General features: G+C 68.3%; 18 protein-coding genes. 11 read left to right on the top strand and 7 right to left on the bottom strand.

What is annotated here, in order from left to right:
- The first annotated feature begins 70 nt into the window (after positions 1-70).
- On the top strand, positions 71-472 hold the full coding sequence (locus IM543_08745; GenBank protein ID QOY95902.1) for a hypothetical protein: 402 nt from the start codon (positions 71-73) through the stop codon (positions 470-472).
- A gap of 104 nt (positions 473-576) precedes the next feature.
- Here the strand turns inward: IM543_08745 and IM543_08740 are convergent, their stop codons facing one another.
- Positions 577-2,928, bottom strand: a complete 2,352-nt coding sequence (locus IM543_08740; protein QOY95901.1) for a hypothetical protein — start codon at positions 2,926-2,928, stop codon at positions 577-579.
- Between the two features lie 94 nt (positions 2,929-3,022).
- Positions 3,023-4,030 carry a serine/threonine protein kinase gene (locus tag IM543_08735; protein ID QOY96588.1) on the bottom strand — a complete coding sequence of 336 codons (1,008 nt, stop codon included), beginning with the start codon at positions 4,028-4,030 and terminating at the stop codon, positions 3,023-3,025.
- A gap of 89 nt (positions 4,031-4,119) precedes the next feature.
- On the opposite strand from IM543_08735, the gene IM543_08730 reads away from it, so the two are divergent.
- A complete protein-coding gene (locus IM543_08730) occupies positions 4,120-4,812 on the top strand; it encodes a UPF0149 family protein (GenBank protein QOY95900.1) in 693 nt (230 codons plus the stop codon).
- Between the two features lie 109 nt (positions 4,813-4,921).
- Here IM543_08730 and IM543_08725 read toward each other — a convergent pair whose 3' ends face one another.
- The gene (locus tag IM543_08725) at positions 4,922-6,064 is read right to left on the bottom strand and encodes an HPP family protein (GenBank protein QOY95899.1); all 1,143 of its coding nucleotides are present in this window, start codon (positions 6,062-6,064) and stop codon (positions 4,922-4,924) included.
- Between the two features lie 155 nt (positions 6,065-6,219).
- Between IM543_08725 and IM543_08720 the strand changes: the two genes are divergently transcribed.
- The gene (locus IM543_08720) at positions 6,220-7,182 is read left to right on the top strand and encodes an MBL fold metallo-hydrolase (GenBank protein QOY95898.1); all 963 of its coding nucleotides are present in this window, start codon (positions 6,220-6,222) and stop codon (positions 7,180-7,182) included.
- Between the two features lie 55 nt (positions 7,183-7,237).
- Entirely contained in the window at positions 7,238-7,771 is a 534-nt protein-coding gene (locus IM543_08715; protein QOY95897.1) for a DUF421 domain-containing protein, read from the top strand.
- A gap of 1 nt (position 7,772) precedes the next feature.
- Here IM543_08715 and IM543_08710 read toward each other — a convergent pair whose 3' ends face one another.
- Positions 7,773-10,241, bottom strand: a complete 2,469-nt coding sequence (locus IM543_08710) for a PAS domain-containing protein (GenBank protein QOY96587.1) — start codon at positions 10,239-10,241, stop codon at positions 7,773-7,775.
- 135 nt (positions 10,242-10,376) lie between these two features.
- Positions 10,377-10,961, bottom strand: a complete 585-nt coding sequence (gene orn / locus IM543_08705; protein QOY95896.1) for an oligoribonuclease — start codon at positions 10,959-10,961, stop codon at positions 10,377-10,379.
- A gap of 81 nt (positions 10,962-11,042) precedes the next feature.
- On the opposite strand from orn, the gene IM543_08700 reads away from it, so the two are divergent.
- The 6 genes from IM543_08700 (at position 11,043) to IM543_08675 (ending at position 16,787) form a co-directional block, all read left to right on the top strand.
- The gene (locus tag IM543_08700) at positions 11,043-12,302 is read left to right on the top strand and encodes a M48 family metallopeptidase (GenBank protein ID QOY95895.1); all 1,260 of its coding nucleotides are present in this window, start codon (positions 11,043-11,045) and stop codon (positions 12,300-12,302) included.
- Between the two features lie 2 nt (positions 12,303-12,304).
- Entirely contained in the window at positions 12,305-12,640 is a 336-nt protein-coding gene (locus IM543_08695) for a 4a-hydroxytetrahydrobiopterin dehydratase (GenBank protein ID QOY96586.1), read from the top strand.
- Positions 12,637-13,551, top strand: a complete 915-nt coding sequence (rsgA, locus tag IM543_08690) for a ribosome small subunit-dependent GTPase A (GenBank protein ID QOY95894.1) — start codon at positions 12,637-12,639, stop codon at positions 13,549-13,551. The genes IM543_08695 and rsgA overlap by 4 nt, the downstream gene beginning before the upstream one ends.
- 182 nt (positions 13,552-13,733) lie before the next feature.
- Positions 13,734-14,657 carry an ornithine carbamoyltransferase gene (gene argF, locus IM543_08685; GenBank protein QOY95893.1) on the top strand — a complete coding sequence of 308 codons (924 nt, stop codon included), beginning with the start codon at positions 13,734-13,736 and terminating at the stop codon, positions 14,655-14,657.
- Positions 14,658-14,787: 130 nt separating this feature from the next.
- Positions 14,788-16,020, top strand: coding sequence for an argininosuccinate synthase (locus IM543_08680; GenBank protein ID QOY95892.1), 1,233 nt, complete (start codon positions 14,788-14,790; stop codon positions 16,018-16,020).
- A gap of 170 nt (positions 16,021-16,190) precedes the next feature.
- A complete protein-coding gene (locus tag IM543_08675) occupies positions 16,191-16,787 on the top strand; it encodes a PEP-CTERM sorting domain-containing protein (protein QOY95891.1) in 597 nt (198 codons plus the stop codon).
- A 170-nt stretch (positions 16,788-16,957) separates the two neighbouring features.
- On the opposite strand, the gene IM543_08670 is transcribed toward IM543_08675, so the two are convergent.
- A complete protein-coding gene (locus IM543_08670) occupies positions 16,958-17,677 on the bottom strand; it encodes an SDR family oxidoreductase (GenBank protein QOY95890.1) in 720 nt (239 codons plus the stop codon).
- Positions 17,678-17,687: 10 nt separating this feature from the next.
- Entirely contained in the window at positions 17,688-18,731 is a 1,044-nt protein-coding gene (murB, locus tag IM543_08665) for a UDP-N-acetylmuramate dehydrogenase (GenBank protein QOY95889.1), read from the bottom strand.
- A 145-nt stretch (positions 18,732-18,876) separates the two neighbouring features.
- On the opposite strand from murB, the gene IM543_08660 reads away from it, so the two are divergent.
- Positions 18,877-19,362, top strand: coding sequence for a YajQ family cyclic di-GMP-binding protein (locus tag IM543_08660; GenBank protein ID QOY95888.1), 486 nt, complete (start codon positions 18,877-18,879; stop codon positions 19,360-19,362).
- The last annotated feature ends 90 nt before the right edge of the window (positions 19,363-19,452 follow it).

Genomic DNA, 19,452 nt, shown 5'->3' with positions numbered 1-19,452 from the left:
TTTGTCCAGCCGTGGCAGAATGGGCGCGGCTGTAATCCTGCCATCCTGACAACCGAACCCATTCGAGACCATGCCGAAACGCGCCACCGCCATCCTCCTGTCCGCCATTGCCGCCATCCTGGTGCTGTTCGCGCTGTACACCTGGTTCACCCTGAGCTGGTCGTATTCCGAAGGCGAACGGGCCGGCTACCTGCAGAAGTTCTCGAAGAAGGGCTGGCTGTGCAAGACCTGGGAAGGCGAGATCCTGCTGTCGAGCATGCCGGGCGCGATTCCCGAGCGCTTCGCCTTCACGGTGCGCGACGAGGCCGTGGTGCGGCAATTGCAGAACGCGATGGGGCAGCGGGTGCAGATCACCTACGAGCAGCATGTGGGAATTCCGACCTCGTGCTTCGGCGAGACCGGGTATTTCGCGACCAAGGCCGGCACCGGGCCGGTGAATCCGGTCGCGCCGAGCGACGCTCCGGCGTTGTAATACGCCGTACATATTAGTGCGACCCGGTGATTTGCCTGGCATATCACCGGAACCGCACTGCATCAGTCCCACGGTATCACTTCCCCGGCATCACTCCCGCGGTATCACTCCCCTGTCTTGCGCTGGTTGAGGATCACATCCGCCAGCCGCGTCGCCGCCTGCGAAGCCGACGCCGGCGGGGCGCTCTTGAAGCGCCCCAACACTTCGCGTGTGATGTTCACCGACGTCACCCGGTGCTCGGCTTCCGCCTTGCGTTCGCCGATGGCGCCATGGAGCCCGGCCAGCTCGGCGGCGCCATCCTCGTGACGCTGCGCCTCCAGGTCCGCCAGTTCCTTGCGCGCGCCGGCCATGCGCTGCGTGGCCTCGGCCGCCTTGCGCTGCATCTCGGCGTGGCGCTGGGCGTGCTCCAGTAGCGCGCGCTGGGCCTCGCGCTTCTCGCGCGCCGCCTGCAGCGCGTCCTGCTCGGCGCTTTCGCGCTCGCGCGCCAGCCTTGCCTGTTCTTCCTCGGCCGCGGCGCGCGCCTGGGCGGCCTGGGCCGCCGCCTGCTCCGACGCCAGCCGTGCGGCGGCCGCCTCGCTGGCGCGCGCATCCGCCGCCGCCTGCTGGCGCTGGGCGACCAGCTTGCGCTCGACCAGGGCCAGCGATTCGCGCGCCGCCTCGCTGGCCGCACGCTCGTGCCCGATCGACGCCTCGAGCGCTTCCTGCCGGCGCCGTTCGGCCTCGGCACGCTCGGCCTGCACCTGCGCCAGTTCGGCGGCGCGGCCTGCCTGGGCCTGCTGGGCCGCCGCGGCCGCCTCGGCATGTTCCGCTTCCTCGATGGCCGCGCGCGCCTGCTCGCGCTGCGCGTCCAGGGCCGCCTGCTGGGCGCTTGCGGCGCGCCGTTCGGCCTGCGCCTGTTCGCGCAACTGCGCCGCCGCCGCTTCGGCCGCCCCGGCGCGCGCCTCGGCCGCCTGGCGCAGTTCGCGCTCGGCCTGCAGGCGTTCGTGCTCGCGCGCCAATGCCTCCTGCTCGCTCGCCAGCCGCTCGCGCTCGGCCTCGACCAGCTGCCCGGCCTGCTCGGCGCGCAGGCGCGCGGCCTCGGTGGCCTGCCGCTGCACCTCGGCCTGCTCGCGCTGCGCCGCCATCGCCGTCTCTTCGAAGGCGTTTTCGCGGGCCCTGGCCTCGGCCGCCTGCCCCGCCAGGGCCGCGCGCTCCTGCGCCAGCGCGCGCTCGCGCGCCTGCTCCTCGGCCTCGCGCAGCGCCGCCTGGGCCGCCGCCTCGTCGGCGGCCGCGCGCTCGCGCGCCTGCGCGGCGCACACGGCCTCGGCGTCCAGCCGCAACTGCACCTGGCGGCTCGCTTCCTCCTCGGCGCGTGCGCGCTCCCCGGCCACCTCGCGCAGCTTGCGGTCGGCTTCGATGCGGGCCTCGGTCGCGGCCAGGATGCGGGTCTCGGCCTCGCGCCTGGCCTCGGCGCCGGCGGCGGCCATCTGTTCGAGCCGCTCGCGGTGGGTGGCGGCGTCGCGCAGCTCTTTCTCGGTCTGCAGGCGCAGGCGCAGCGACTGGGCCGCGACGCGTTCGGATTCGGCCTGGGCCAGCGCGATCGCCTCGCGTTCGTGCTCGATGTGGGCCAGCGCGCGCGCTTCTTCCAGCGCCCGCGCCTCGGCCGCGGCGCGGGCGAAGCTCGACGCCAGCGCCACCTGGTCGGCGCGCTCGCGCTGCTGGGTCAGTTCGAGGGCCTCGGCCTCGGCCTGGGCCAGCAGCTCGGCGGTCTGGCGGGCGGCGCGCTCGGCGCGCTCGCGCTCGCGCGCCAGGATCGCCACGCGCGCATCGGCGCTGGCGTTGTGCAGCACTTCTTCCCTGGCGGCCTCGACCGCCGCCATGCGTTCGGCCGCCTGCAGGCGCGCCTGCTCGGTCTGCACCGCCAGGTCCTCGGCGGCCTTGGCCGCCTGGGCCGCCATCTCGGCCTGGGCCTCGACCTGGGCGGCGGCGCGGCGCCGCGCCTCTTCCTCGGCCCGGGCGCGCGATTCGAGCGCCATGCGGTTTTCGGTCTCGTGCTGCACGCGGGCGCGCAGCTCGGTGGTCTCGTGGCGGATCGCCGCCAGGCGCTCGCTCGAGGCCTGCGCCGCGGCGCGCAGCGATTCCAGGCGGTCGCGGTTGGCGGCGATCGCTTCTTCGGACGCCCGGGCACTGGCCAGCGCCGCGTCGGTCGCGGCGGCGTCCATGGCGGCGCGCTCCTCGGCCAGCGAGCGGGCGCGCGCCTCGGCGTGGGCGCGGCTCTCGGCGGCCACGTTGGCCTTGGCCTCGGCCTCGACCCGGGCGATGGCTTCCTGGATGTCGCGCATGTCCATCGGCCCCCGCTCCGCCGCCGGCGGCGCCGGCGGCTCGGCGCCCGGCGGCACCACGCTTCCCGCATGGGAAAGGTCGATCGTGAAATCGCTATCGTCGTACTGGTCGGGCTGGGGCTTGATGGGTTCCATGCTGTTCTCGAGGGCAGGCTGCGTCCAGCCGATTATCCGGCAAAGCGTGCCGGCGCGTCACGCGGAACTGAGCGGCGAAAGCCTGCCAATTCGTTCATACGGGCCACAGCGGCGGCTCGTCCATCAGCGCCACCTGCTCGCGCAGCTCCAGGATGCGGTCCTGCCAATAGCGCTGGGTGTTAAACCAGGGAAATGCCGCCGGAAAGGCCGGGTCGTCCCAGCGCATCGCCAGCCAGCTCGAATAGTGGATCAGGCGCAGGGTGCGCAGGGCCTCGACCAGGTACAGCTGGCGCGGGTGGAACTCGCAGAAGTCCTCGTAGCCGGCCAGCACGTCGGCCATCTGCCCTACCATCTCCTGGCGCTCGCCCGAGAGCAGCATCCACAGGTCCTGCACCGCCGGCCCCATGCGGCTGTCGTCGAAGTCGACGAAGTGCGGGCCGTCGGGCGTCCACAGGACGTTGCCGCCGTGGCAATCGCCGTGCAGGCGCAGCAGGGGCAGCGCGCCGGCCCGTTCGTAGCAGCGCGCCACGCCGTCCAGCGCCTGCTCGACCACGCTGGCCCAGGCGGCCATCAATTCCGGCGGGATGAAGCCATGGCTGCGCAGGTAATCGAAGGGATCGCGCCCGAAGGTCCGCGGGTCGAGCGCGGGCCGCTCGGTGTAGGGCCGGACAGCGCCGACCGCATGGATGCGGCCGATGAAGCGCCCGATCCATTCCAGCGTGGCGGAATCGCCCAGTTCCGGGGCGCGCCCGCCGCGGCGCGGGAATACCGCGAAGCGGTAGCCGGCAAAGCTGTGCAGGCTGCGGCCGTCGATGACGGTGGCGGGCACCACCGGGATTTCGCGCTCGGCCAGCTCGGCCACGAACGCGTGTTCCTCGAGGATCGCGGCATCGCTCCAGCGCGCGGGGCGGTAGAACTTGACGATCACCGGCGCGCCCTCTTCCAGGCCGACCTGGTAGACCCGGTTCTCGTAGCTGTTCAGCGCCAGCAGGCGGCCGTCGCCATACAGGCCGACGCTCTCGACAGCCTCCAGCACCGCCTGCGGGTCGAGCCGCGCGAAGGGGTGGCTTGGGCCGCTTGTTTCAATCGACGAATTCTCCATCCGCGCATTGTACGCGCCGAACATGATTCCTATGCGGTTCGCCCCCGCAGGCGTTACACTGGCGGCCTTCCAACGTAATTGAGCACCCCATGCATCTCGACGAACCCCTCAGCGACAAAGAATTCGACGAACTCGACCAGTTCCTGCTGTCCGACCGCTCCCCCGAGGATGCGATGACGATGGACACCCTGCACGGCTACCTGACCGCGATCGCGATCGGCCCGGAGACCATCATGCCGGCCGAATGGCTGCCGCGCGTCTGGGGCGAGGACGGCAAGCAGGCGCCGGCGTGGAAGAACCCGAAGGAAGAGCAGCGTATCCTGAACCTGATCATGCGCTTCATGAACGAAGTCCTGATCACCTTCGAAGCGGCGCCGAAGGAATTCGAGCCGCTGTTCTGCGAGCATGAGGTGGGTGGCGAAGCCCTGATCGACGCCGAAGCCTGGTGCTGGGGCTTCTGGGAAGGCATGGAACTGCGCCCGGGCTCCTGGGAACCGGTGTGGGATTCCGAAGTGGCCGAGCTGATGCGCCCGATCTACCTGCTCGGCGCCGACGAGATCGACGAATCCGAACTGCAGGAAGTCGAAGACCCGCGCAAGGCGCACGGGCTGGCGCTGCAGATCGAAGCCAACATCCCGGCCATCTACCGCTTCTGGCTGCCGCGCCGCAAGGGCGCGGTCGAGACCCTGGTGCGCGACGAGCCGAAGGTCGGCCGCAACGACGACTGCCCTTGCGGCAGCGGCAAGAAGTACAAGAAGTGCTGCGGGGCGGACGCCGACTGATCCGACTGTTTCGGCATCGGCACGGCCGCCCACCCTACAAAGGCGATGCGCGTAGGGTGGGCAGGTTTCCTGCCCACGCGTTCAAGCAGCTTCAAAACAGCCGCCCGGCTCACGCAGCCGCTTCCAGCCTCTCCCCATCCAGCCCCGCCAGCAAGTCCCCCGGCAGCACCATCCCAAGCAGCCGCCCCTCCCCATCCAGTACGAACACCTGCTGCGCCCCGTCGCGAAAGCGCGCCAGCAGCGTCGACACCGGCGCCTCGCGCTTGACCGCGACGACATCGTCGTCCACCAGCCCGGCCACGGTCGGCACCGTGTCGCGCCCGAACAGCAGCGCCGTCGCGCGCCGGGCGCGGGCCGGCAGCGGGCGGCTGGCGTTGCCGCCCGCCGCGACCAGGGCCGCCATGCTGAGCACGCCCAGGACGCGGCCCTCGGCATCCACCACCGGCAGCGCCGGCACCCCGTGGCGCAGCAGCAGCGCGCGCGCCGCCGACAGCGGCATTTCGGGCCCGAGCACGGCCGGCACCGGATGCGCCAGCGCGCCGCAACCCGTCAGGCGCGCCCTGCGCGCGGCCGCGCGCTCCTCCGTATCCGCAAGAATCGACGCCAGGTCGTCGCGGCTGACGTCGAGCGTCTCGCCATAGTGTTCCAGCGCCGCGTCCAGGTCTTCGCGGGCAAAGCCGGCCTTTTCCTCGGGCGGCCGCGCGGCCGGCTGCACATGCGGGTAGCGGTGCCCCGACAGCCTGTTCCAGGCGATCGCCGCGAGCACCATCAGCAAGGAATTCAGCCCCACCGGCGCCAGCACGAACCAGAAACCGGCGCCGTGCACCGCCGCCCCGCCCAGCACGGCGGTCATCGCCACCGCTCCGCCGGGCGGATGCAGGCAGCGCAAGGAAGCCATCGCGGCGATCGCCAGGCCGCCCGCCAGCGGCGCCGCCAGCAGCGGGTCGGCCACCTGGGCGCAGGCCACGCCCACCAGCGCCGAGACGATATTGCCGCCGATGACGGGCCAGGGCTGGGCCAGCGGCGCGGCCGGCAGGCAGAACAGCAGCACGGCCGAAGCGGCCATCGGGGCGATCAGGACAGGCAGCGCGTGCACGGCCGCGGCGCCGAGCGCGGCGCGGCTGACCAGGGCGGTGGCGAGCAGCGCGGCCAGTGCGCCGAAGGCGGCCGGCGCCTGGCGCGCGATCGAGGTCGGACCGGCAGGGCGCAGGTCTCGCAGACGCGACAGGATCTGGGGCAGGATCGAGAACATGGATATCGTTTGCAACAATAGAACCCGCCATTACACCACAGCTTGCGCAAGCGCGTCACCCCACGCGGGCGGCGAGCATCCATTGGGGCAATCATGTACGATATGCAACGCACTGCGGCGAGCCTGCCGCAACAACCCGACAACGAGGACGCGCGATGAAAACACTCCAGCAACGAACCCTGTCCACCCTGGCCGCCGCGCTGCTGGCCCTGGGCGCCGCATCCCCTGCCTGGGCCGCCGCCCCGATGGCCAAGACCCCGGCGCCGGGCTGGTCGCGCATGATGCTGGGCCAGTTCGAGGTCACTCCGCTGTCCGACGGCACCGTCGACCTGCCGGTCGACCAGTTGCTGGCCCAGGACCCCAAGAAGACCCGGGCCACCCTGGCCAAGGCCCACCTGAAGTCCCCGCTCGAGACTTCGGACAATGCCTACCTGATCAACACCGGCAGCAAGCTGATTCTGATCGACGCCGGCGCCGGCGCCTTCTTCGGCCCGACCCTGGGCAAGCTGGTGGCGAACATGCGGGCGGCCGGCTACGCGCCGGACCAGGTCGACGAGATCTACCTGACCCATTTCCACGGCGACCACGCCGGTGGCCTGGTCCAGGATTCGGCCGCCGTCTTCGGCAACGCGGTGGTGCGCGCCAACAAGGTGGAGTCGGACTACTGGCTGAGCCAGGAAAACATGGACAAGGCCGAGGACAAGGACAAGGGCGGCTTCCAGTCCGCCCGGAAGGCGCTGGATCCCTACGTGAAGGCCGGCCGCTTCAAGCCTTTCGAAGGCAGCGCCGAACTGGCGCCCGGCATCCGCGCCAACCCGAGCGGCGGCCACACGCCGGGCCACACCAGCTACCTGGTCGAGAGCGGCGGCCGGAAGCTGCTGGTCATCGGCGACCTGGTCCACGTCGCCGCGGTCCAGATGGACAATCCGGCGCTGACCATCGCGTTCGACAGCGACCAGAAAGCCGCCGCCGCCACGCGCAGGAAGGAATTCGACGCCGCGGCCAAGGGCGGCTACCTGATCGGCGGCGCCCACCTGCAGTTCCCGGGAATGGGCTACCTGGCCAGGCAAGGCCAGGGCTACCGCTACATCCCGCTGAACTACACCCAGATGCGCTGAACCCGTCCGGCGCGGCCGGCTGCCTGCCGCGCCCCCCCACCAGGCAGGAGCCTCCATGTTCGACGTCGACTGGCATGCATTGTTCGCCTTTACCGTAGCGCCTGCGGAACTGTTCATACGCGGCAGCCTGACCTACTTCTTCCTCTTTTGCCTGTTCCGGTTCGTGGTCCGGCGCGACATGGGCGCGCTGGGCATTTCCGACCTGCTGGTGCTTGTGATCATCGCGGACGCGTCCCAGAACGCCATGGCGGGCGGCTACGAATCGATCTCGGATGGCTTCCTGCTGATCGCCACGATCATCGGCTGGAGCTACACCTTCAATTTTCTCGGTTACCGCTACGCGTTCTTTCGAAAATTCGCCTTGCCCCGGCCGCTCTGCATCGTCAAGGATGGCATCAAGCAGCAGAAAAACCTGAAACGCGAACTGATCTCGGACGAGGAACTGGCGGAGATGCTGCGCGAGCACGAGATCGAGGATATTTCCGAAGTCAGACAAGCCATGCTCGAGCCGGACGGGCAGCTGACGGTGGTGCGCAGGCGCGGCGGCCGCGGCGCGCGCGGGCCGGTCGACAAGCCTGCCGGGCCTTGAGTCAGCGCGCCGGCCCGCTGCGCGCGCCCGCATTGGCCTCGTCCAGCAGGCGTGCCAGCGTATCGAAGTCGACCGGCTTGACCAGGTGGTGCTGGAAGCCGGCCGCGAAGGCCTGCTCGCGATCCTGCCGCTGACCGTAACCGGTGACGGCGATCAGCACCGCATCGGCGGTTTCCGGCTGGGCACGCAGGCGCCGCGCCAGCTCGCGGCCATCCATCCCGGGCAGGCCGATGTCGAGCAGGCAGACATGGGGCGCGCTGCTGCGCGCCCGCTCGAGCGCGCGCATGGGCTCGTGCTCGACCACCACCTCGTGGCCCTGCGCCGCCAGCAGCAGGCCGAGGGTCTCGGCCGCATCGACGTTGTCGTCCACCACCAGCACCTTGAGCAGCTTCGGCGCCCCGGCCTTCGCCGCGGGCGCCGCGCTCTCCGGCAGCGCGGCCGATGCGGCGCGCGCCACCAGCGGCAGGGTGATCACGAAGGTGCTGCCCTTGCCCTGCCCCGGGCTGGAACAGCCGACCGTCCCGCCATGCAGTTCGACCAGGTTGCGCACCAGCGCCAGGCCCAGGCCCAGGCCGCCCTGCGAGCGGTCGGACGAGCGCTCGGCCTGGGCGAACAGGTCGAACACCCGCCTGGTCAGCTCGCGCTCCATGCCGATGCCCTGGTCGCGCACGCTGACCACCAGGACGCTGTTTTCGCCCGTGGTCCGCAGGTCGGCGCGCAGGTCGATCGCGCAGGCTTCAGGGGTGTACTTGGTGGCGTTGCCCAGCACGTTGGCGACGATCTGCACCAGGCGCGCCTTGTCGCCCTCGACCGTCGCCCAGGCCGGCGGCAGCTGCACCGTCAGGTGCTGGCGCCTTGCGTCGATCGTCGGGCGCACCTGCTCCACCGCTTCCTGCACCACGGCGCGCATGGCGACCGGCGCGCGCTCGAGCGTGATCAGGCCGCGCGTGACGCGCGAGACGTCCAGCAGGTCGTCCACCAGGCGCGTCATGTGGCGCACCTGGCGCCCGATGATGCTGCTGCTCTGGCGCACCCGCGCCTCGCTCGGCGGTCCGATGCGCAGCAGCTCGGCGGCGGCGCTGATCGGCGCCAGCGGGTTGCGCAGTTCGTGCGCCAGCATGGCCAGGAACTCGTCCTTGCGGCGGTCGGCCTCCATCAGCCTTTCCTCCGCCAGCTTGCGGTCGGTGATGTCGCGGAAGAAGGCCGCGATGCTGCCGTCCTGCATCGGATAGGCGCGCACCTCGGTCCAGAGCCGCTCGCCATCGGGGAAGGTGTACGCATAGATCGCGGCCGACGCGACCCGGGTGCGCATCACTTCGCGGTACATGCGGCCGGACTCCATGTCGACCGTGTGCGGGAAGACCTCCCAGTGGTTGCGTCCGACCACATCCGGGGCCGTCATCCGGCACAGGCGCAGGCCTTCGACATTCATTTCGAGGATGATCCAGTCGGCGTCGAACACGGCGAAGCCTTCGGCGATGGTGTCGAAGATGTGGCGGCTGCGGTCGCGCTCGGCGCGCAGCTCGGCCTGGGCGCGCGCGGTCTCGGCGGCGGCCCAGGTGCGCTCGGCGACGTCGCGCGCGAGTTGCACGTCGTCCTCGCTCCAGTGGCGCGCATGCGGGCAGTCGATCCCCAGGCAGGCGGCCAGGCGGCCCTGCTTCACCAGCGGCACCACCAGCAGCGCGCCGATCCCGTCGGCCACGTAGGCGCTGCGGTAGCCGATGGTGCGCACGTCGCGCGCGCTGTCGTGGATGCGCACCACGTCGCCGGCGCTCAGCGCGGCGCCCACGGCGGGGCCGAACGCGTCGAGGCCGAAGCCAGGACGCCGTGCCGGCCCTGCGCCGGCGCGCCCATCGCGTGTCCACCAGCGCGGCGCCGAAAAGCGCCCGGTCGCACCATCCATCTCGGCGTACACCACCCGCCCGGCGTGCAGCTCGCCGCCCAGCAGCGCGCTGGCGGTGGCGATCACCTCCTCGCTCGAGGCCAGCGGACGCAGCGCGTCCGACACGGTCAGCTCGAAGGCGGCGCGGCGCTCGGCGGCGACACGGCGCGTGGTTTCCATCACGGTGCAGAAGATCCCGGCCACCTGGCCGTCGTCGCCGATCAAGGGCGCATGCGAGAAGGTGAAGGTGGCGCGCTCCGGATAGCCGCGCCGTTCCACCGTCATCGGCATGTCTTCGAAGTACACCTGCTTGCCCGACAGGGCGCGGTCGATCAGGGGCACCATGTCCTTCCAGACCTCGGCCCACAGGTCGCAGAACCGTTGGCCGAGCGCGCGCTCATGCTTGCGGCCAAGCAGCGGCACATAGGCGTCGTTGTACAGGAAGGTCAGGTCCGGCCCCCACGCCAGGAACATGGGGAAGGCCGAGTGCAGCATCATCTCGACCGCGGTGCGCAGCGCCGGCGGCCAGCAGGCCAGTGGGCCGAGCGGCGTCTGGTGCCAGTCGTGCCGGCGGATGCGGGCACGCATCGCGCCGTCGCCATCGCTGCCGGGTGAAGGTAGTAGGGCCATGCGCCGATTGTCGCATATCTTTGTTGCCCTACGTGCATTTTTGCAAGAAAGGCAAGAGAGCCGTGCGACAGCCGCCGCATGGCGGCGCCCGCATTACAGCTTGATGAAATGCTCGCGGTAGTAGCGCAGCTCTTCGATCGACTCGACGATGTCGGCCAGGGCGGTGTGCTTCTGGTGCTTCTTGAAACCCGAGGCGAGTTCGGGCTTCCAGCGGCGGCACAGTTCCTTCAGGGTCGACACGTCCAGGTTACGGTAGTGGAAGAAGGCTTCCAGCTTGGGCATGCCGCGCGCCATGAAGCGGCGGTCCTGGCAGATCGAGTTGCCGCACATCGGCGACTTGTTGGCCGGGACGTACTGCTTCAGGAAGGCGATCAGTTCCAGCTCGGCCTGGGCTTCGGTGACGGTCGATGCCTTGACCCGGTCGATCAGGCCCGAACGGCCGTGGGTGCCCTTGTTCCAGTTGTCCATCTTGTCGAGGGTCTGGTCGGACTGGTGGATGGCGAACACCGGGCCTTCGGCAATGATGTTCAGGTCGGCGTCGGTGACGACCACCGCGACCTCGATGATGCGATCGTTGTCCGGATCCAGGCCGGTCATTTCCATGTCCACCCAGACCAGGTTGAATTCGTTCGGACGCACGGGCGCGGCGGCGCCTTCGGTTTGTGTAGCTTGTGACATAATTCTCTCTTGGTTCATTGGTACAGCTTCGTTTTTGGCGGTTCCACCGCGACTTATCCTGCATTTTCTCACAGGCACAGCATGTCTTCACTCGGGTTTTCCGTATTGTTCGTCGTTTTCTTCGCGCTGACGCTCGGCGTGCGCTTCTGGCTGGCCAGGCGCCACATCGGCCACGTGCTGCGCCACCGCGCCGCCGTACCGGCCGAGTTTGCGCCGAAGGTGCCGCTGGCGGCGCACCGGAAGGCGGCCGACTACACCGTGGCCAAGACCCGGCTCGGGATCGTCTCGATGCTGTGGGGCGGCGCGGTGCTGATCGGCTTTACCCTGCTGGGCGGCCTGCAGGCGCTGTCCATGTTCCTGCTGGGCGTGACCGGGCCGGGCATGACGCACCAGATGGCCCTGGTGGCCGCCTTCGCGGTCCTGTCCGCCCTGCTCGACCTGCCGCTCGAATGGTATCGCCAGTTCGTGCTGGAAGAGCGCTTCGGCTTCAACAAGATGACGCCGGGCTTGTGGCTGGCCGACATGCTCAAGGGCGCGCTGCTGGGCGCCGTGATCGGCCTGCCGCTGCTGTGGGTGATCCTGGCGCTGATGGACACCAGCGGCGACCTGTGGTGGCTGTGGGCCTGGTGCGTGTGGAGCGGCTTCCAGCTCCTGATGATGGTGCTCTACCCGACCGTCATCGCGCCGATGTTCAACAAATTCAGTCCATTGCAGGATGCTGCCCTGCGCGAGCGCATCGAAGGCCTGATGACGCGCGTCGGCTTCGCCTCGAAAGGCCTGTTCGTCATGGACGGCAGCAAGCGCAGCGCGCACGGCAACGCCTATTTCTCGGGTTTCGGCGCCAACAAGCGCATCGTGTTCTTCGATACCCTGCTGTCGCGCCTCGACCCGCACGAGATCGAAGCCGTGCTGGCGCACGAACTGGGCCACTTCAAGCTGCGCCACATCGTCAAGCGCATCGTGGTGATATTCGGGCTGTCGCTCGCCTTCCTGGCCCTGCTCGGCTACCTGAAGACCCAGGCCTGGTTCTACACCGGCCTGGGCGTGCTGCCGATGATGCAGGCCCCCAACGACGGCATGGCCCTGATCCTGTTCGCGCTGGTGCTGCCGGTGTTCAGCTTCGTGCTCTCGCCGCTCAGCGCCATCACCTCGCGCAGGCACGAGTTCGAGGCGGACGCCTTCGCGGCCCGGCATACCGATAGCAGCCACCTGGTGTCGGCCCTGGTCAAGATGTACGAGGACAACGCCTCGACCCTGACGCCGGATCCGCTGTATTCGAGCTTCTACGACTCGCACCCGCCGGCATCGGTGCGGGTGAAGCACCTGCTGGCGGCGGCATGAGCATGTCCATCAAACCGAGCGAGCGGCACTGCATCCACGGCGCGGCGGCGCTCGACCCGGCCACCATCCAGGCCCGCCTGCGCGCGCTGCCGGCGTGGCGGGCCGTCGGCGCCAGCATCGTGCGCGACTATGCCTTCCCCGACTACCGCGCGACCATCGCCTTCGTGAATGCGGTGGCCAGCATGGCCGAACAGCAGGACCACCATCCGGACATGACGGTGGCTTACCGCCGCTGCACACTGGCCTACACCACCCACTCGGCCGGCGGCGCGCCGACCGACAACGATTTCATCTGCGCGGCGAAGGCCGACGCGCTGTACACGCAGGATTCCGAATGAGCGCAGTCGACAACACCCTGAAGGGCACCATCATCGCGGCGCACGGCCGCCACTACCTGGCCGACGCCGGCGGCGAAAAACTGCAGTGCGTCACGCGCGGCAAGAAGACCAATGTGGCGGTGGGCGACATCGTGCACCTCAAGCGCACCTCGAACGACCAGGCGGTGATCGAGAAGATCGCCGAGCGCACTACCCTGCTCTACCGCTCGGACCAGTACAAATCCAAGCTGCTGGCGGCCAACATCTCGCGCCTGTTCATCGTGGTGGCCACCGAACCGAGCTTCGCCGACGACCTGGTCTCGCGTTCGCTGGTGGCGGCCGAGGCGGCCGGCATCGAGGCCCACATCATCCTGAACAAGGTCGACGTCGAGGAACCGCTGGCGCGCGCCCGCGAGCGCGTCGGCCTGTACGCCGCGCTCGGCTATCCGGTGCACGAACTGTCGGCCCGCACCCGACCCGAGCAGGCGGTCGAGACCCTGATGCCGCTGCTGGCCGGGCAGTCGTCGATCTTCATCGGCCAGTCGGGCATGGGCAAGTCGTCCCTGATCAACCTGCTGGTGCCGGACGCCGACATCGCCGTGCGCGAGATCTCGGAGGCGCTCGACACCGGCAAGCACACCACGACCTTCACCCGCCTGTACTGGCTGCCCGGCGGTGCGCCCGACAGCGCGGCGATCATCGACTCGCCCGGCTTCCAGGAGTTCGGCCTGTACCACCTGACCGAGGGCATGCTGGAGCGCGCCTTCGTGGAGTTCACGCCATTCCTGGGCGGCTGCAAGTACTACAACTGCCGCCACCTGGCGGAACCGCAATGCGCGGTGCTGGACGCGGTCAAGGAAGGCAAGATCGCGAAAATGCGGCACGCGCTGTACGGGCAGCTGCTGCACGAATCTTCCCAGACTTTATATTAACCGTAGGGTGGTCGGCTTCGCCGACCGCGCGTCCGACAAACGGCTGCCCTGCCGTGACGCAAGCAGGATGTGAACGCGCGGTCGGCAGAGCCGACCACCCTACGAAAAACCGCTTTCCCTAACGTCAGGTAAAACCCCTTATAATTCAAGGGATAACACTCAAGCAAAGACGCAAAGACGATATGCCAGTCGCAAAGCCCATCAAGCACTTCCTGCAGTTCTCCGACTTCTCGCTCGATGAATTCGAGTACGTCATCGAGCGCGCCAAGGTCATCAAGCAAAAGTTCAAGGCCTACGAGGTCTATCACCCTCTGGTCGACCGCACCCTGGTGATGGTGTTCGAGAAGAGCTCGACCCGTACCCGCCTCTCTTTCGAGGCCGGCATGCACCAGCTGGGCGGCGCGGCGATCTACCTGAACACGCGCGACAGCCAGCTGGGGCGCGGCGAGCCGGTGGAAGACGCCGGCCAGGTGATGTCGCGCATGTGCGACATCATCATGGTGCGCACCTTCGGCCAGGAGATCATCGAACGCTTCGCGGCCAACTCGCGCGTCCCGGTGATCAATGGCCTGACCAACGAACACCACCCCTGCCAGGTGCTGGCCGACGTCTATACCTTCTACGAGCACCGCGGCCCGATCGCCGGCAAGACGGTGGCCTGGATCGGCGACGCCAACAACATGCTGTACTCCTGGCTGCAGGCGGCCGAGGTGTTCGGCTTCCACCTGAACGTTTCCACGCCCGCCGGCTACGACCTCGACCCGTCGCTGGTGTCGACCGCGCGCTACACCCTGTTCGACAACCCATCGGATGCCTGCGCGGGCGCGCACCTGGTCAACACCGACGTCTGGACCAGCATGGGCTACGAGAAGGAAAATACCGAGCGCCTGAAGGCCTTCGACGGCTTCATCGTGGATGCCGCCAAGATGGCGCGCGCCGCGCCCGATGCCCTGTTCATGCACTGCCTGCCGGCCCACCGCGGCGAAGAAGTCGCCGCCGAGGTCATCGACGGCCCGCAGTCGGTCGTCTGGGACGAGGCGGAAAACCGCCTGCACGTGCAGAAAGCCCTGATCGAGTACCTGCTGCTCGGCAGGATCGACAACTGAGCGAAGACAAGTCATCAAGTAATCGTTTTTTTCACCCACCACCAACCTGTTTGATCGTCGGCCCCGTTGTGTTCAACGCGGGCCGGCTGACCATCCCGACCCCACCTCCCCTCCCACACTGGAATCACCCATGAGCGACATTAAAAAAGTAGTCCTCGCCTACTCCGGCGGCCTCGATACCTCGGTCATCCTGAAATGGCTGCAGGATCACTACAACTGCGAAATCGTCACCTTCACCGCCGACCTCGGCCAGGGCGAAGAACTGGAGCCAGCGCGCGCCAAGGCGATCAAGTTCGGCATCAAGCCGGAAAACATCTACATCGACGACGTGCGCGAGGAATTCGTGCGCGACTTCGTGTTCCCGATGTTCCGCGCGAACACCGTGTACGAAGGCGAATACCTGCTGGGCACCTCGATCGCCCGCCCGCTGATCGCCAAGCGCCTGATCGAGATCGCCAACGCCACCGGCGCCGACGCCATCTCGCACGGCGCGACCGGCAAGGGCAACGACCAGGTGCGCTTCGAACTGGGCGCCTACGCGCTGAAACCCGACGTCAAGATCATCGCTCCGTGGCGTGAATGGGACCTGCTGTCGCGCGAGAAACTGCTGAAGTACGCGGAAGACGCCGGCATCGAGATCGACATGAAGCACAAGAACGGCGGCGCGCCCTACTCGATGGACGCCAACCTGCTGCACATCTCCTTCGAGGGCCGCCACCTGGAGAACCCGAGCGCGGAAGCCGAGGAATCGATGTGGCGCTGGACCGTGTCGCCGGAGCAGGCGCCGAACGAAGCCGAGTACCTCGACATCGAATACGAAAAAGGCGACATCGTGGCCCTGAACGGCAAGCGCATGGGCGCGGCCGAGGTGCTCACCGAACTGAACCGCCTGGGCGGCAAGCACGGCATCGGCCGCCTCGACCTGGTGGAAAACCGCTACGTCGGCATGAAGTCGCGCGGCTGCTACGAAACCCCGGGCGGCGCCATCATGCTCAAGGCGCACCGCGCGATCGAATCGATCACCCTGGACCGCGAAGTGGCGCACCTGAAGGACGACCTGATGCCGCGCTACGCCAGCCTGATTTATAACGGCTACTGGTGGGCGCCGGAGCGCGTCGCGCTGCAGACCCTGATCGACCACACCCAGCAGACCGTCAACGGCTGGGTGCGCGTGAAGCTGTACAAGGGCAACGTGATCGTGGTGTCGCGCGATTCGAAGACCGATTCGCTGTTCGACATGAACATCGCGACTTTTGATGAAGACGGCGGCGCCTACAACCAGGCCGACGCGGGCGGCTTCATCAAGCTCAACGCGCTGCGCATGCGCATCGCCGCCAAGGCGCGCGCCAAGCGCGGCCAATAAGGCACCGACACCGCTCGAGAAAACCGCCTTCGGGCGGTTTTTTTTGTCGAAAAACTTTACGCATGGCCTGGACGGCTGTTGCTGGCGCGACCAAGTGATTGAATCCGCTAAACAATTTCCTCCTGGCACAACAATTGCTTGTTCGATGGCAACTTAACCAGGAGATGTCCATGCGTATCCTCACCCGTGCCGTGCTGCCAGTAATCGCATCCTTCGCCATGCTGGCCAGCAGCCAGGCCGCTACCATCATCGATACCGGCGCCGGCGGCACCACCAGCGGCTACGCATTGGCTTCCTGGCAATGGCTCGGCAATGAATTTGACCTGGATAAGGATTACACGATCACCGGCATCAACGGCTGGATGAGCTCGTGGAGCGGCGGCGCCGTGCAGATGAACGTCACCAACATCATCGCTGGAAAGCCGGGAAGCGCCCTGTATTCGACCAGCTTCACCATCGGCGCCCAGCAGGGTTCCGCGTGGGTAGGCGCGTCCGGCCTGGCCTGGGACCTGCTGGCCGGCACCTATGCGGTGACCTTCACCCCGACCGACAGCCATTTCGACGCCGCCATGGCTTTCGACGCGCCGTCGCCGAGCGGCCAGCTGCACGTCGGCATCGGCGGCGACTGGTACCAGGTGCCTGGCGGTCTCGGCCTGCAGGTGTTCGGCGTCGCGGCGGATGCCGGCGAGGTACCAGAGCCTGCATCGCTGTCGCTGATGGCCATCGCCCTGGCGGGCATCGCGGCCAGCCGCCGCAAGCGCGCCTGAGGGTGGAGAAGCATGGGTTGCGGTTTGCGTACACGCAGCCCGCTTTCCCGCCGCGAACGCAACGATAGCAGGATGGACAAACAATCCCTCGTGTACATCCTCGCCAGCCGCCCGTCGGGCACGCTCCATATCGGCGCCGCCTCGAAGCTGATCCGCCCCGACATCAGCGCCTAGCTCGCACTATTCCTCAAATCGGCCACCGGCTCATGCCCGAAGCGCTGCGACAGCAGGCAGTCGACCAGCGCCCGGGCGCAGTCGCCTGGCGCCACCAGCACCCCGCCCTCCTTCATGTCGACGAAGCGCTGCTTGAGCGGAAAGCGCGCGTCCGGCGTGGCCCGGATCTCCGCCTGCATGTCGGTATCGATCACCCCCGGCGCCAGGCTGACGCAGCGCACCCGCGGGTCGGCGTCGAGCGCGACGGCGCGCGCGTGCTGGTCGAGCGCCGCCTTGGTGGCGCAATACACGCTCCAGCCCGGGTAGGCGCTGCGCCCGGCGCCGCTCGAGACATGCAGGATGCGCCGCTCGGCCTGCGGCGCAGCCTGCACGAAGGCGCTCGAGAGCGCCAGCGGCGCGCCGACGTTCAGCGTGGTCGCGCGCAGCACCGCCAGCGGGTCCTGCTCGGCCAGCGGGCCGACCGGCGTCACCACGCCGGCATTGTTCACCAGCAGCGCCGTGTCGCAGCCGGCCAGGAAAGAGCGCAGCGTATGCCCGCCCAGCCAGGCCGCCAGCGCCGCGCCGTCGCTCAGGTCGACGACGGCCTGCTCCATGCCCTCGCTCGACGCCGCATGTCCGCGCGCCAGCCCCAGCACCGGGATGCCGCGCGCCATCAGTTCCGCCGCGATGGCGGCGCCCAGGCCACGCGAGTGGCCGGTCACGACTGCCTTGATCATGCCTGTCTCCTCAGATGAACACCGGCTCCGGTTCGAGCGCGACGCCATATTTTGCCGCCACATCCGCCTGGATCGCACGCGCCAGCCGCACCACGTCCTCGCCCCGGGCCCCGCCCAGGTTGACCAGCACCAGCGCCTGCTTCGGATAGACGCCGGCCGCGCCCAGCGCCCGGCCTTTCCAGCCGCACTGGTCGATCAGCCAGCCGGCGGCCAGCTTCTCGCTGCCGTCCGGCTGCGCGTGGTGCACCAGCGCAGGATACTGCGCCAGCAGCCGCGCGCAATGGGCGCCCGTGACCACCGGGTTCTTGAAGAAGCTGCCTGCGTTGCCGATCTCCGCCGGGTCGGGCAGCTTGCGGCGCCGGATCGCCTCGACGATGCGTCCGACGTCCTGCGGGCTCGGCGCAGCCTTTTCCGCAGCCTTTTCCGTCGCCTCTTCCACCGCCCGGGCCAGCTCGGCATAGCGCAGGTTCGGGGCCCAGTCCTTGGGGAGCGCGAAGGTGACGTCCAGCACCACCAGCGCGCGCCCTTCCGGGTGCTTGAAGATGCTGTCGCGGTAAGCGAAGCGGCAGGCCGCCGCGTCCAGCGTGCGCAGCTCGCCGCTTTCCAGGTCGTAGGCCGTGAGCGAGTGAAACACGTCCTTGGTTTCCGTCCCATACGCCCCCACATTCTGGATCGGCGCCGCCCCGACCGTGCCGGGAATCAGGGACAGGTTCTCCATCCCGCCCAGGCCCTGGGCCAGGGTCCACCGCACGAAGGCGTGCCAGTTCTCGCCGGCCCGGGCCCGCACCAGCAGCTTGCCGTCCTGTTCGCCCAGTACTTCCTTGCCGCGTCCGACCATGTGCAGGACGATGCCGTCGAAGTCGCGGGTGAACAACAGGTTGCTGCCGCCACCCAGCACCAGGCGCGGCAAGGCGCCGAGCACCGGGTCGCGACGCAGCGCATCGAGCTCGGCGGCGCCGCTTACCGGCAGGTAATGCCGGGCCCGCGCCGGAATGCGGAAGGTGTTGAGGGAGGCGAGCGGGTAGTCGTGGAGGATGGGCAGGTCGGCTTGCATAGGGTGGCGGAGTTTTTTGCCCATTATAGGGGCAAGCCCGCGGCACGCTGTTGCCGTGTGGGCAAATCTGGTGGCCCGAGCAAGGCGTTGTCCGTTAAAATAGAGGGATTCGTCTATATGCATCATCAAGAAAAAGGAAATCGCCATGCCGTCGTTTGATGTCGTCTGCGAAGCAGACATGGTTGAAGTGAAGAACGCCGTCGAACAGTCGAACAAGGAAATCACCACCCGCTTCGACTTCAAGGGCAGCTCCGCCAACGTCGAGCAGAAGGAGAAAGAGCTGACCCTGTTGGCCGACTCCGATTTCCAGCTCGGCCAGGTCAAGGACGTTCTCATCAACAAGATGGCCAAGCGCAAGGTCGACGTGCGCTTCCTCGACGAAGGCAAGGTCGAGAAGATCGGCGGCGACAAGGTCAAGCAGGTCATCAAGGTGCGCAACGGCATCGAGACCGAGGACGCCAAGAAGATCACCAAGCTCATCAAGGAAAGCAAGATGAAGGTGCAAGCCAGCATCCAGGGCGAATCGGTGCGCGTCACCGGCGCCAAGCGCGACGACCTGCAGGCTGCCATGGCCATGCTGCGCAAGGACGTCCAGGAACTGCCGCTGGCCTTCAATAATTTCCGGGACTGAGGTCCAGCGCCCGATACGGCGTGGCAGCGCCCGCGCCCGGGAGTAGAATGACGACTGTGCACTGCGGTCAGTCAATGCATATGTACGCGT

This window comes from Massilia sp. UMI-21 (assembly GCA_015277795.1).
Lineage (GTDB): Bacteria > Pseudomonadota > Gammaproteobacteria > Burkholderiales > Burkholderiaceae_D > Telluria.
Note: the sequence above shows the minus strand (reverse complement) of the source record. Positions and strands in the feature narration are given on the sequence as shown.

Bases quoted from the DNA above. Each gene is read 5' to 3' on its own strand.
- IM543_08745 (QOY95902.1), top strand. From the start codon at position 71: ATGCCGAAACGCGCCACCGCCATCCTCCTGTCCGCCATTGCCGCCATC.
- IM543_08740 (QOY95901.1), bottom strand. From the start codon at position 2,928: ATGGAACCCATCAAGCCCCAGCCCGACCAGTACGACGATAGCGATTTC.
- IM543_08735 (QOY96588.1), bottom strand. From the start codon at position 4,030: ATGGAGAATTCGTCGATTGAAACAAGCGGCCCAAGCCACCCCTTCGCG.
- IM543_08730 (QOY95900.1), top strand. From the start codon at position 4,120: ATGCATCTCGACGAACCCCTCAGCGACAAAGAATTCGACGAACTCGAC.
- IM543_08725 (QOY95899.1), bottom strand. From the start codon at position 6,064: ATGTTCTCGATCCTGCCCCAGATCCTGTCGCGTCTGCGAGACCTGCGC.
- IM543_08720 (QOY95898.1), top strand. From the start codon at position 6,220: ATGAAAACACTCCAGCAACGAACCCTGTCCACCCTGGCCGCCGCGCTG.
- IM543_08715 (QOY95897.1), top strand. From the start codon at position 7,238: ATGTTCGACGTCGACTGGCATGCATTGTTCGCCTTTACCGTAGCGCCT.
- IM543_08710 (QOY96587.1), bottom strand. From the start codon at position 10,241: ATGCGTGCCCGCATCCGCCGGCACGACTGGCACCAGACGCCGCTCGGC.
- orn (QOY95896.1), bottom strand. From the start codon at position 10,961: ATGTCACAAGCTACACAAACCGAAGGCGCCGCCGCGCCCGTGCGTCCG.
- IM543_08700 (QOY95895.1), top strand. From the start codon at position 11,043: ATGTCTTCACTCGGGTTTTCCGTATTGTTCGTCGTTTTCTTCGCGCTG.
- IM543_08695 (QOY96586.1), top strand. From the start codon at position 12,305: ATGTCCATCAAACCGAGCGAGCGGCACTGCATCCACGGCGCGGCGGCG.
- rsgA (QOY95894.1), top strand. From the start codon at position 12,637: ATGAGCGCAGTCGACAACACCCTGAAGGGCACCATCATCGCGGCGCAC.
- argF (QOY95893.1), top strand. From the start codon at position 13,734: ATGCCAGTCGCAAAGCCCATCAAGCACTTCCTGCAGTTCTCCGACTTC.
- IM543_08680 (QOY95892.1), top strand. From the start codon at position 14,788: ATGAGCGACATTAAAAAAGTAGTCCTCGCCTACTCCGGCGGCCTCGAT.
- IM543_08675 (QOY95891.1), top strand. From the start codon at position 16,191: ATGCGTATCCTCACCCGTGCCGTGCTGCCAGTAATCGCATCCTTCGCC.
- IM543_08670 (QOY95890.1), bottom strand. From the start codon at position 17,677: ATGATCAAGGCAGTCGTGACCGGCCACTCGCGTGGCCTGGGCGCCGCC.
- murB (QOY95889.1), bottom strand. From the start codon at position 18,731: ATGCAAGCCGACCTGCCCATCCTCCACGACTACCCGCTCGCCTCCCTC.
- IM543_08660 (QOY95888.1), top strand. From the start codon at position 18,877: ATGCCGTCGTTTGATGTCGTCTGCGAAGCAGACATGGTTGAAGTGAAG.